Origin of the sequence: Shewanella sp. Actino-trap-3, from assembly GCF_002836275.1 — a bacterium.
GTDB classification, from domain to species: Bacteria; Pseudomonadota; Gammaproteobacteria; order Enterobacterales; family Shewanellaceae; genus Shewanella; species Shewanella psychromarinicola.
Map to the genome: position 1 here is coordinate 2,024,589 of NZ_PJCE01000001.1, position 13,052 is coordinate 2,037,640.

Here is a 13,052-nt window from a genome sequence, read left to right on the forward strand (position 1 = left end):
TTGAACCTTGAACCTTGAACCTTGAACGCTGTCACTTCTTGACATGATCAATAGTCCATTCCGAGGTTATTTGGGTATATTAAGCCACAATATTGCGCTTAAAAATCTAACATGTTTGCCCGTATTTTGCTTATTAATTGTAGTGCCGCAGTTAATGTTAATGGCGCACTATGCCATATTTGCGCATTCGGGCACGCAGGGTGCTGGGGTTGAGTCCGAGGATAACTGCCGCACCTTGCTGGCCTTCAATGCGCCAATTGGTCTGCTGCAACACGTTAAGAATATGCTCATGCTCCAACTCAACCAGCGTTTGAACCGAAGGTTCCTCCCTAGGTACTCGTCTGTTAACGCCATCGAAGCGATCGTTGCTAGACACTCGTTTGTCAAAGCTATCAAAGCGATCTAAGATCTGCAGTGATGTTCCTGCGCTGAGGATCACAGCTCGTTCAATGGCACTTTCCAGCTCTCGTACATTGCCGGGCCAGTGATGCTGCTGCAGGGTGTTCTGCGCCGCGTTGCTGACGATATCAATCTGCTTGCCGATTTTCTTATTAAATTTAGCCACAAAATGGTTGACCAGCAACGGAATATCTTCCTTACGTTGCCTTAGGGGCGGCAAGGTAATCGGGAATACGTTCAGCCGATAATAGAGATCTTCACGGAACTTACCATTACGCACTTCATCAATCAGATTGCGATTGGTGGCGGCGATAATGCGCACGTCGACCTTAATTGTGTGAGGACTCCCTAGGCGTTCAAATTCGCCATCCTGAATCACTCGGAGCAGTTTGGCCTGCATCTCGAGTGGCATTTCGCCAATCTCATCAAGAAACAGAGTACCGCCATCGGCCAGCTCAAAACGACCTATCTGTTTACTATCGGAACCGGTGAAAGCGCCCCGCTCCCGGCCAAACAGCTCGCTCTCGATCAGCGTTGCTGGCAGGGTAGTACAGTCTACCGTGATCAACGGCCTTTTTTTGCGTGCGCTGCGACTGTGGATAGCGCGGGCGACTAAGCCTTTACCTGTGCCAGTCTCGCCAAGCAGCAGTACGGTCGCATTCATCGGCGCGACTTGCTCAACTTGATGAAACACCTGCGAGAGCAGTTGGCTGTTACCGATAATTTCGTCGAAATTAAACTGCCGCGCCACTTCTTGTTGCAGATAAACGTTCTCTGCTTGCAGTTTGTCCTTCAACTGTTTAATTTCTGTATACGTTCCTTGCAGTGACGCTTCGGCCTTTTTACGTTCCTCTATTTCCTCGGTGCATTGCAGATTAATGCGGATAAGATCTGCCGTACGTTTTTGCACCGTTTCTTCCAGTGTGTCGTTACTGCTCTCCAGTTGCTTATAAAGCAAGCGCACTTCCAGCATGTTATGGATGCGCGTTTTGACTTCGACCAGATCAAAAGGTTTACTGATAAAATCCTTGGCACCAGATTGTAGTGCCTGCAGTTTATGGCCTGGTTGGGCGGTGAGAACAAGCACAGGTAAATAGTCGGCCGGATCGTCAGCCTTAAGCGCTGCCATCACCTCAAATCCATCCATCTTCGGCATCTGCAGATCAAGCAGAACAAGATCATAATAGTTTTCAGCATTTAGGCCACAAACAGCCTGAGGATCCATGGTTGTCGTCACCCTTGTATAGCCACTTTCAAGCAGTAATTGCTCGAGCAGAGTCACATTAGGCTCTTGATCATCGACAATCAGAATCTTGGCATTGAGAATGTCCGTTGCTGTGATCGTCATCAGGTCACCTCATTATTGGGGATTTCTGCTGACTGATTAGTATATTCAAGCGCGATGTCTAATGTCTTCAAAAATTCATTAATCCGCAGCGGTTTAGTCAAATAACGAAAGAAGCCGGCGTCCAGACCTTTCTCAATATCGCGAGGAATAGCATTCGCACTCAGTGCCACCACCGGGATAGCGGCTGTGGTCGGATCTTCCCTGAGAATATGCAATGCGGTCAAGCCGCTGATCCCCGGCAGGTTGATGTCCATCAAGATCACATCCGGCTGATAGGTATGCGCCATCTCGATACCGCTGGCGGCGTCCGTAGCACTGAGAAAACGCAGATTGGGCCGACGGGCAATGATATCCTCAACGAGCATCAAATTGGCAGGATTATCCTCGACATAGAGCAAGCTTTTCAACCGCTCAGGGTCCTCACATTGAAGTGGTAGCAGGGGCATTGATGTGGCAGCATCAAGGTTAGATAAGGAGTCGACGGTACGCTTCAGCTCAAACCAGAACACGCTGCCAACGCCGACATGGCTTTGTACACCGATAATGCCGTCCATCGATTCGACCAAACGTTTACTGACTACCAGCCCGATCCCAGTTCCTTCTTGATTATTGGCTTCTTGCCCCAGACGGTTAAACGGTTGGAAAAGTTGCCCAAGTTGCTCCTCAGACAATCCTTCACCTGTATCGCGGACACTGATCCGGATCATATCTTCCGTGCTTTGGCTGCTTTCTAATATCACGCTGCCCCCATCACGATTGTATTTAATCGCATTGGAAAGCAGATTAAGAATCACCTGCTTTAGCCTGGTCCGATCGACGTTGACAAAGTTCATCGAGTCCGAACGGTTAAAGATCATCTTGATACCATAGGTTTTCGCTTGCGGCTCGCTCATCAAGATGCATTCCTGCATCACTTCGTCCAGCGAAATCGTTTCGATTGACATGGGCAGCTTGCCAGATTCGATCAACGCCAGATCGAGGACTTCATTGATTAACTCCAACAAATACCACCCCGCCTTGAGGATCTGAGCAATGCTTTTTTGCTGCGTATGCTGCGGGGGTGGCGTGCTCGATTCTAGTAGTTGAGCAAAACCGAGGATCGCGCCAAGTGGCGTACGCAGTTCATGGCTCATACTAGACAAAAAATCGGATTTGGCGAGGTTGGCTTTCTCTGCTGCCATAGTGGCACTTTCCAACTCAACATTTTTGTCTTGTAATTTTTGATCCAAACGATTGCGCTCGGTCACATCGCGGGCACCGTAAAACACTCCCTGCAGATTGTTGTCCCGGTCATAAAAAGTGGTCGCGTTAATGGAGACTACCGTCTCCAGGCCGTTTTGGGCGCGCGCGGTGAGCTCAAGGTCGGTGACCTTCTTTTCACATAGCACCTTTGTTATTCCAGCCACGGCAAGCTCCGGATTGGTGAAGTAGTCTTTAAATGGCGTACCGAGCATTTCATCACGGCTGCAGTCCGTGAGCAGCTCCATCTCCTTGTTAACATCGGTAATAATACCGGACGGATCGGTAGTCGTCAGTGCATCGATGTTGGATTCAATCAGGTTACGGGTATAAAAATGTTGGTCTTGCAGACGCTGACTGAGGTCTTTTTGCTCTTGCTCGATGCGTTTACGCGCGGTGTTGTCGGTGCCGATCAGTAGATAACCTATGATAGCGTCTTGCTCATCTCGGAGCGCGGTTACCGACACGACCGCCGGAAAGCGGCTACCATCCTTGCGGATGTAGGTAAGCTCGTAGATATCCTCAATGCCGCGCCGGGCTTTGAACACCAAAGCATCGAACCCGGGCGTGATCGCAGTGTCAAGTTCAAGACTGAGTACTTTGGCGCGTTCGATAACTTCTTGTGGATCGGAAATGTCGGCGGGGGTGATCTTGTTCATCACCTCATCTGCTGTGTAGCCCAGCATACGCTCGGCGCCCACATTGAAAATCTGGATCACGCCGAGTGCATCGGTGGCAATACTGGAAAAGTTGGCACTATTGAAAATGGCATTCTGCAATGCACCCGCTTTGATAATTTCCTCTTCCGCTGCCTTGCCGACACTGTTATCGGTGCCGATCAACAGATAACCTATGATGCTCTCCTCGTCGTCGCGTAGTGCTGTGACCGACACTACCGCCGGAAAGCGGCTACCATCCTTACGGATGTAGGTTAATTCATAGATATCTTCAATCCCGCGTGTCGCCTTAAATACTAGCGCATCGAAGCCGGGGGTGATCGGGGTGTCAAGTTCAAGACTGAGTACTTTAGCGCGCTCAATAACCTCCAGGGGATCGGAAATGTCGGCTGGGGTGATCTTGTTCATCACCTCTTCCGCTGTGTAACCCAGCATACGCTCGGCGCCCACGTTAAATATCTGGATAACGCCTTCCGCATCCGTGGCAATACTGGAAAAGTTGGCACTGTTGAAAATGGCACTCTGCAGTTCGCCCGCTTTGAGCAGCGCTTCTTCTGCCTGTTTGCCAACACTATTATCGGTGCCGATCAACAGATAACCGATGATCGCCTCCTGCTCGTCGCGCAGTGCCGTGACCGATACCACGGCAGGAAGGCGGTTGCCATCCTTACGGATGTAAGTCAATTCATAGATATCTTCAATCCCGCGTGTCGCCTTGAATACCAGCGCGTCGAAGCCAGGCTCTATCAGGGTGCCAAGTTCAGCTGAGAGCGCCTCGGCACGCGCAATCACTTCCTGGGGATCGGAAATATCGGCAGGCGTGATCTTGTCCACCACGTCATCGGCCAAGTAACCCAGCATCCGTTCGGCGCCTACGTTGAAAATCTGGATGACGCCTTTAGCATCGGTAGCAATACAGGAGAAATTAGCGCTATTGAAAATAGCCCGCTGCAGCGCCCCGGCATTGAGCAGTGCTTCTTCAGCCTGCCTGCGCTCGGTGATCTCTTCAATTGCCGCGTTAAACCGCTCGGCATCAGACTTGGCTAAGCTTGACGGAATTATTTTATTGTTACTTTTCATGACGAATCTCTATCACTATCCGTTGATCCTGGCCGAAACGACCTATCTGGCTTCACACAGGCAAAACAGATATGCGGGAGGAAACAAAGGAAGCAATTTCAATGCGGCCTTTGAGGCCTTTTAGGTATTTTTTCAGTGGCGTAAATATAACATTTTATGACTTAAAACGCCTAAATTTATTCTCCTGGAAAACCGTACTATTTACTGTTTTTACAACACAAACCCCTCCATATATTACGGTTCTGTCATATGTTGAGGCCTAAAATATTCCTGCCTCGTCGATGTAATTAATGAATGGATAGTAATAAACCATTGTTAATAAACAATTACTTAATTATATTTGACAGCTTTTAACTTATTGGCATGACTATTGCTTTAACTATATTAACGTTACCACTATCTCACCCGGAAAATAGGTCTAGTTTTTTCAGTAAACAGATAAGATCACACAACAGAGAATCGAACTTGATTATCAGTCATTGTCGCCATCAACAATAAGCAGGAAGAAGACGGAAAAGTAAAGGGAATGTAAACGTAATTTCACAGAATTTCTAAGGAATAATGGTATGAATATATTTAAGAAAAAGGCATCGCTTCTATTTACGATGCTGCTGGGAGTTTTCCTCTTAGCGGGTTGTAATAACGACGATAATAACGACACTAATAACGATAATGGGGCCGTACTATCATCCATAGCAATTACCCCTGCCAATTCAAGCTTGCCCGCAGGCTTGAAGCAACAGTTTACTGCTATAGGCACCTATTCGGACGGCACCTCGTCTGATATCTCCAGCTCGGCAACCTGGTCATCTGATGACTCGGCTATTGCCACAATCAATGGCAGCGGTCTTGCCATAGGGGTTATCCCAGGTTCAGCTGCGATTACAGCATCTATAAGCTCATCAGATGTGCAATCGGCAACAACCACGCTAACCGTCACCGATGCGACGCTCAATTCTCTGGCCATCACACCAGCTAATCCGAGCATTGCCAATGGCTTGACCAAACAGTTTATCGCCACAGGCACATATTCGGACGGCACGTCGCCAGATGTCACCGCATCAGTCACTTGGTCCTCTGCCAATACCCAAGTTGCCACAGTGAATGAGAGTGGCCTTGCCAGCGGCGTAGCCATAGGCTCTGCGCTTATTACCGCTTCTTTAGGCTCTGAGGAAACAACGACTGAACTCACCATCACAGATGCTATTTTAAGTTCAATAGCGTTAACGCCCGTTGACCCAAGCATTGCCAACGGCTTGACCCAGCAGTTGACCGCGACCGCGACTTATTCAGACGGTATCTCGGTTGACATTACGGCGTCAGCCACTTGGTTATCTGCAGATACCGACGTTGCGACAGTAAATGATAGTGGTCTGGCGAGTGCCCTTGCCACGGGTACCTCAGTTGTTACCGCAACTTTTGATGCTAAATCAGCTACTTCAACGTTAACTGTTACGGATGCGATGTTGAGTTCAATTGCGCTAACACCTGTTGACTCCAGCATTGCCAATGGCTTGACCGAGCAGTTTACTGCTACCGGTACGTATTCTGATGGTACATCTGTTGATATCACCGCCTCAGTGACTTGGTCATCGGCTGATACCAGTGTTGCGACAGTGGTCTCTAGTGGTATTGCAAGAGGTATTGCCACTGGGTCGTCGGTTATTACCGCAACCTCAGGCGCGATATCAGCCACTTCAGTGTTAACGGTTACGGATGCGACATTATCTTCAATTACGGTAACGCCAGCCAATCCAAGTATTCCCAAAGACCAAACGCAACAATTAAAAGCTACAGGGGTTTTCTCAGACGGAACATCGACTGACATCACGGCCTCAGCTGAGTGGTCTTCTGCAAATACCAGTGTTGCTACAGTAAACACTAATGGTCTTGCAAGTGGCGTGGCCTCTGGTACGTCAGATATTAGCGCAACATCAGGTGCAACATCAGGTAGTACGACATTAACTGTCACTAATGCCACATTGAGTTCATTAGTTGTTTCGCCAGCTACTCCAAGTGTTATCAAGGGTATGAGCAAGCAGTTTGCTGCCACCGGCACTTATTCAGACGACTCTGTACATGATGTATCGACAGAGGTAACCTGGTCATCAACAGATCTCTTAGTAGCAACGATAGATACTAACGGTCTTGCCACTGGTATTGATGCAGGTACGTCGCTTATTACGGCAACCTTAGACACGATAACCGATGATAGCAACTTGACTGTCATAAATGCGACGCTGGATTCAATTACAGTAACGCCGAGTGATCCGACAATTTCTAACGGTAATACGAAACAGTTCACTGCTACAGGGACTTATTCTGACACTAGCGAAATTAATATCACCTCATCAGTTACTTGGTCATCTGCCGATACACTGGTAGCCACTATGAATGCCAACGGTAAGTCAAACAGCGGTCTCGCTAGCGGCGTTGATGTCGGTACATCCGTCATTAGTGCAACACTAGACGGCAATTCAGCGGAAACGACCCTGACGGTCAAAGCAGCGTTACTCGACAACCCGCTGGCACCTGAATTGGGTGAAGTGGCGCGTTTTGCCATCCTTGCCTCACAGGCCATTACGACCACGAGTGGTTCTGCCATTGTCGATGGTGACTTGGCGATTCTTGACCAAGCACGCTCTTATTATGCAGGCTTTACCCCTGTCACCCCTGTCGAGGAGCATGCTGGCGAATTTGCCGAACTGACCAATGGCTTATCTTATGCGGGCGACGACAGCACACCCCCTTATGTTGTTCCGGTGCCTTATGCCTCAATGGTTGCATTTATCAATCAGTCGAGAACTGATTTAGGTATTGCCTATAGCTTTCTCGCGAAAGATCCTAATCCAAATGCTGCTACTCAGGTGCTTCCAATTGAATTGGGTAATCTGACCATGACTCGTGGTGTCTATAAAACGGCATCTAACGTCACTATTCAGACCGGTACTCTTACGCTTGATGCTCAAGGAGAGCCAGATTCTGTGTTCATCTTTACCATAGGCGGAGACCTAACGACTGGTGCTCCAGGTGGCGACATTGTCCTTAGCAATGGCGCACAGGCAAAGAACGTCTATTGGAGAACCGCTGGAAAGACCGTTATCGGCACTGGCACCAGCTTCGCTGGCAATGTCTTCGCTTGGTCAAAAGTGAATGTGCTTACCAATGCTATAGTCACAGGTCGACTAATGGCGGTTACAGAAGAGGTTACTTTGGATTCCAATGATATAACCAAAAAACCTTAGTTTGACGGTCGACTGACACGAGTCGACTTAACAAAAGACCGAGGAGACAGATAGCTTGTCTCCTCAAGGATCCCTAAGCGGTGCTGATATAAGCGCAAAACATTGCGATTTTTAAGCACCGTTACCGGTAAACCATTTACCTATCAATGAATGCCTTTTGGCATAACCGACCATTCACAGCAGCAAAGAGAATCTATTTATCGGCTCCATTCCCGATGAAGGACGTAAGCATTTTTGGTGTTGCGAGGTTAAATTTTTTTAAAGGATACAAAATATGCACACAAGCAAAAAACATTTTACTCAGCCGATGTGGGCTAGCGCCGCAGTGCTGCTTACCTTAGTCGCGGGTTGTAGTGACGATAACAACGAACCAGCTATTGTGTCCGTCATTGCGCCAGAAGTTGTGCCGACTATTAATATCAGCAATCCAAGTGATCTTGCTGCTAATGTGGCGATCAACCAACAGGTCACAGTAACCTTCAATGAAGCCATGGATGGGCAAACGATTAATGATGCCAGCTTTATTGTAAAAGATGCCAGCGAAACCGTCGTGGTAGGAGCCGTCTCTTATAATGAAACGAGTCATACCGCTGTGTTTGCCCCAAACAGTGATTTTACGCATAACACTCAGTACCAGGTATCAATCACAACGGATGTAAAAAATGCTAAAGGCGTCGCGCTGACCAGTGGCTTTAGCTGGTCATTTACCACCTCTGCGTTGCATGATGTTATTGCGCCACAAATAGTATCAAACGACCCGGTTGATCTAGCCAAGAATTTTGCTTTGAATAGAAATGTGACCGCTGATTTTAGTGAAGCGCTTGATCCTAATACGGTAAACGGATCCAGCTTTACCTTAAGTGATGGTACAAATCTTGTCCCGGGTGTGATTAGTTTTCAAGGCACCAAGGCAAGCTTCAATCCAGATGATAATTTAGCGGCCAATACGCTCTATACCGCGAGCCTGACTACTGCTATCGCCGATTTGGCGATCCCAGCTAATCTATTAGCGACGAAATTCAGCTGGAGTTTTACCACTAGTGCTGCCGCGGCTCTTGGGCCAAAACCGGTTAACTTAAGCACTGCTGGGGATTTTGCCATTTTGACTAAATCTGGTATTACCAATGTTCCAGCTTCCGCTATAACAGGCGACATAGGTGCAAGCCCTATCACGTCGGCGGCGATGGACAATGTAACGTGTTCTGAAATCAACGGTACTATTTATGGCTCAGACGTCGGATACACAGGTAGTGGTGTAGTTAACTGCTTTAAAGGCGCAGCACCTGATAATACTCTGGTTGCCCAAGCCGTGCTTGATATGGGCACAGCCTATAACGATGCTGCTGGCAGAACGTTACCCGACTATACTGAACTCGGTGCCGGTAATATTAGTGGCATGACGTTAGAGCCAGGTCTATATAAGTGGAGTTCAGGTGTGTTGATCACTACCAATGTGACCCTTTCAGGCAGTGCCAATGACGTGTGGATTTTTCAGATAGCAGGTGACCTTACTCAAGAGGGTGCCAGTCGTATTACTTTAGAAGGCGGCGCTCAGGCAAAAAATATCTTCTGGCAAGTGGCCGGAAGTGCCGGTGTAGCACTTGATACAACGGTGCATTTTGAGGGTGTGGTTTTGGCTGAAAAAGGCATAAGCTTAAATACGGACGCGACGGTTAACGGCAGATTGATGACCCAAACGGCCGCCACCTTAGATCATAATATCGTGGTCGAACCCGCTGAGTAGATCTGCTACTAGCTATGACTAGCACTAATATTCTAGCAATAAAGAGTCTAGCACTAGTCTAGCACTGGCAATATGTCACCATCCTTTGACGCTTTGCGTCGGAAAATCAATATCCGCTAAACTCAGTTTAGCGGATATTTTTATGGTCTTAATCAGCGACGATAGCGACATTCATTGTGATGTATGAACCCGAATGCCCTAAAAGGCTATCACCATAGGTGAAGCTGTTATGAACACCCCACCGACGTCGCTTAGTGTCGGTCAATGGGTTTTCGGCGATGGTGATAAAACCGACACTGAATGCATAAGGCACTGAATGCGTAAAACATTGGTCCATGAAGCACTGGAGCCGTGGATATCTTCGACAAGCCGACTTGCGGATCGGTTTGTGCCATTGATGGTATAAATTCAGACCCACAGCAGAGTCACAAGACCCATGGCTAAATCAATTCGCCATGCTTACGGACAAGTTGTCATGTCAACATTGAGCATCTGACATCGGCAAAAACGGCGCTAAATGCGCCGTTTTTTTATATTAAACAACAAGGCAATCACTCATTAGCTGTTAATATTTGCAGCATTTTTGCAAATTTTTCAATGCCAATTTGCGCTGGTTTAGGTAAGTTCTCTAATTCAATAGACAGCAACATATTTTTGACTTCTAACCCTAATTCAGTATCCCCTTCAATGCGTAATTTACGCTGGAAAAAGAGTGTGTCTGGATCTTCTTTACCTGCCGCAACCAAAACTAACTCAGGCACATTGGCACTGAATGTCACATCGGGCTGAGTAAAAGATCGCACCTGTAATTGTGTGTCCACACTCACCTCAAAACGTAAACCAATATCGTCGACACAAATACCGACCCACTTTTGCTGTAGAAAATGGAGTTCATCTGACATCAATTGTTCAGCTAACACTAAATTCAGTAGTTTATTGATGACGATTATTTTTAACTTTTCCGGCATCACGTTCAATGAACGACGGCTAACTTGAGGCGCAAAATGTAACAACTGTTGCGATAAGTGTTGCGATAATTGTTGTGTAAACGCTTGAGCCATCGAGAGTACCTACTTGGAAATAGAACGAGTAATAGAGTCAGTTTACTGGTAATTGATCTAACGAAACCTGTTTTAAATCAAATCATGTTAACTCAATCACATTTACACTCCTCTTCTTAAAAAAAAATGAGCACACCAAAATGGAACTCTTATGCCCCGCAGGTAATTTAGCGTCACTGAAAGCCGCGTTCAATGCCGGCGCTGATGCGGTTTACCTCGGACTTAAAGATGACACCAATGCGCGTTCGTTTGCAGGCTTAAACTTTTCGGCCTCACAGCTAACGCAAGCCACCCAATTGGCCCATCGCCAAGGCCGAAAAGTCTTTTTAACTCTAAACACCTTTCCTAAACCCGGTGAAGAACATCGTTGGTATCAAGCCGTCGATTTAGCGGCACAGTTAAACATGGATGCACTCATAGTAGCGGATCTATCATTGCTCGATTATGCCCACCAGCACTACCCACACCTTCCCTTGCATTTATCAGTACAGGCCAGTGCCACAAACCTAGGTGCATTGTCATTCTATCAACAGGCTTTTAATATTGAGCGAGCAGTGTTGCCACGAGTACTGTCAATGAAACAAGTTCGAGATTTAGCCAAAGTGAGCCCGGTTGAACTTGAAGTCTTTGCTTTTGGGAGTTTATGCATCATGGCTGAAGGACGCTGTCATTTATCATCTTATGTCACAGGCCAATCACCTAATACAGGCGGCTCATGTTCCCCTGCTAACCATGTGCGCTGGCAAGATGCTGGCAGCGACAAGCTGACTCGGCTCAATGATGTGTTAATCGATAAAGCCGATGCGAGCCAACAACTAGGTTATCCCGTGGTCTGTAAAGGCCGTTATGTTGCCGAATACGATCATGACGCAAAATATTTACTGGAATCACCTACCAGTTTAAACACCTTAAGCTTATTACCTGAACTTGCCCGAGCGGGGATCAAATCACTCAAAATTGAAGGCCGTCAGCGCAGCCCTGCTTATGTTAGCCAAGTCACTCACGTTTGGCGCAGTGCTATCGACGCTTATTTGGCCAGTCCCGAGTCTTTTCAAGAACAACCGCAATGGTCACAAGCGTTAGCAAAAGTATCTGAAGGTCAAATTACTACATTGGGCGCTTATGAGCGTCAATGGCAATAAGGTTGCACAATGAAAATATCACTTGCTCCAATTAGTTACTGCTGGTCAAAAACTGACGTTGAACATTTCTATGATCAAGTCGCGTTAAGTAATATCGATACCGTTTATTTGGGTGAAACAGTGTGCAGTCGCCGTCGTGAACTGAAGTTTAACGACTATCTTAACCTTGCCAATATGCTTAAATCTCACGGTAAGCATGTGGTGCTATCGACCATGGCACTAATAGAAGCACAATCTGAACTCAATGAGCTAAAACGGGCGATTGAGAATGGTGATTTCAGTATTGAAGCCAATGATATGGCTGCGGTGCATTATGCGCACCAAGCCAAAGTTCCCTTTGTGTGCGGACCAACAATTAATAATTACAATCGAACCAGTCTTGATTTATTGCATCAAAAAGGGATGTTCCGTTTTGTGATGCCTTGCGAACTATCACAACAATGGTTAAGTTCAGTTATTAATCAGGGTAATAAACCTAAGTTTGAAATTGAAGTGCTCGGCCACGGATATTTACCATTAGCTCATTCTGCGCGTTGCTTTACCGCCAAACATTACCAACTTCCTAAAGACAAATGCCAAACAATTTGCCAACGACACAGCAAAGGTTTACTGGCTCAAACCCAGGAGTCGCAACCTTTATTACGCTTGAACGGTATTCAAACGCAGTCAGCGGCACAGGTGAATCTGATTAAGCAAATCCCACAGATGGTGGATATGGGCATTGATTATTGGCGGATATCGCCCAATAAATTAACCGATATTGCCATGGGTTCAGATCTTGCCCATGCATTAGAGCATGCAAAAAACAACTCACTGAATATTGAAACCCTGATCAAAAAACAGTTAAATGATCAAAACCATGCATCGATTATCAATCATCATTGTAATGGTTATTGGTTAGGATTACCCGGCATGGACTGTGCCTAAAATCCCAAAAACCTTCCGAATGGGTCCTGAATATACCCAAGTCACTTCAACATGCTCGTTTCAAAGAGCCCTTAGGATAACTGAAAAAGGCAGTGATTGAAGAGAAAGGTAACTCCCTTTTTAATATCACGATTCCTAAGTCCCTAAGTCCTAGTATCTAGTATCTAGTATCTAGCAGACTGAAGGTCGC

General features: G+C 46.8%; 8 protein-coding genes. 4 read left to right on the top strand and 4 right to left on the bottom strand.

All coding sequences use genetic code 11. From position 1 onward, the window contains the following. Nucleotides 1-157: 157 nt before the first annotated feature. The gene (locus tag CXF80_RS08640; RefSeq protein WP_101032488.1) at nt 158-1,747 is read right to left on the bottom strand and encodes a sigma-54-dependent transcriptional regulator; all 1,590 of its coding nucleotides are present in this window, start codon (nt 1,745-1,747) and stop codon (nt 158-160) included. Then, nucleotides 1,747-4,743 (bottom strand): PAS domain-containing hybrid sensor histidine kinase/response regulator, encoded by a 2,997-nt coding sequence (locus CXF80_RS08645; protein WP_101032489.1) that lies wholly within the window; start codon nt 4,741-4,743, stop codon nt 1,747-1,749. Before CXF80_RS08645 ends, CXF80_RS08640 begins: the two co-directional genes overlap by 1 nt. A gap of 566 nt (nt 4,744-5,309) precedes the next feature. On the opposite strand from CXF80_RS08645, the gene CXF80_RS08650 reads away from it, so the two are divergent. After that, nucleotides 5,310-7,988 (top strand): Ig-like domain-containing protein, encoded by a 2,679-nt coding sequence (locus CXF80_RS08650; RefSeq protein WP_101032490.1) that lies wholly within the window; start codon nt 5,310-5,312, stop codon nt 7,986-7,988. A 274-nt stretch (nt 7,989-8,262) separates the two neighbouring features. Further along, the gene (locus CXF80_RS08655; protein WP_101032491.1) at nt 8,263-9,732 is read left to right on the top strand and encodes an ice-binding family protein; all 1,470 of its coding nucleotides are present in this window, start codon (nt 8,263-8,265) and stop codon (nt 9,730-9,732) included. 148 nt (nt 9,733-9,880) lie between these two features. Here the strand turns inward: CXF80_RS08655 and CXF80_RS08660 are convergent, their stop codons facing one another. After that, nucleotides 9,881-10,069 carry a hypothetical protein gene (locus tag CXF80_RS08660; protein WP_101032492.1) on the bottom strand — a complete coding sequence of 63 codons (189 nt, stop codon included), beginning with the start codon at nt 10,067-10,069 and terminating at the stop codon, nt 9,881-9,883. A 214-nt stretch (nt 10,070-10,283) separates the two neighbouring features. After that, a complete protein-coding gene (gene ubiT, locus CXF80_RS08665; RefSeq protein WP_101032493.1) occupies nt 10,284-10,793 on the bottom strand; it encodes a ubiquinone anaerobic biosynthesis accessory factor UbiT in 510 nt (169 codons plus the stop codon). Nucleotides 10,794-10,933: 140 nt separating this feature from the next. Between ubiT and ubiU the strand changes: the two genes are divergently transcribed. Then, on the top strand, nt 10,934-11,935 hold the full coding sequence (gene ubiU, locus CXF80_RS08670; RefSeq protein ID WP_101032494.1) for a ubiquinone anaerobic biosynthesis protein UbiU: 1,002 nt from the start codon (nt 10,934-10,936) through the stop codon (nt 11,933-11,935). Between the two features lie 9 nt (nt 11,936-11,944). After that, on the top strand, nt 11,945-12,862 hold the full coding sequence (locus CXF80_RS08675; RefSeq protein WP_101032495.1) for a U32 family peptidase: 918 nt from the start codon (nt 11,945-11,947) through the stop codon (nt 12,860-12,862). Nucleotides 12,863-13,052 lie beyond the last annotated feature (190 nt).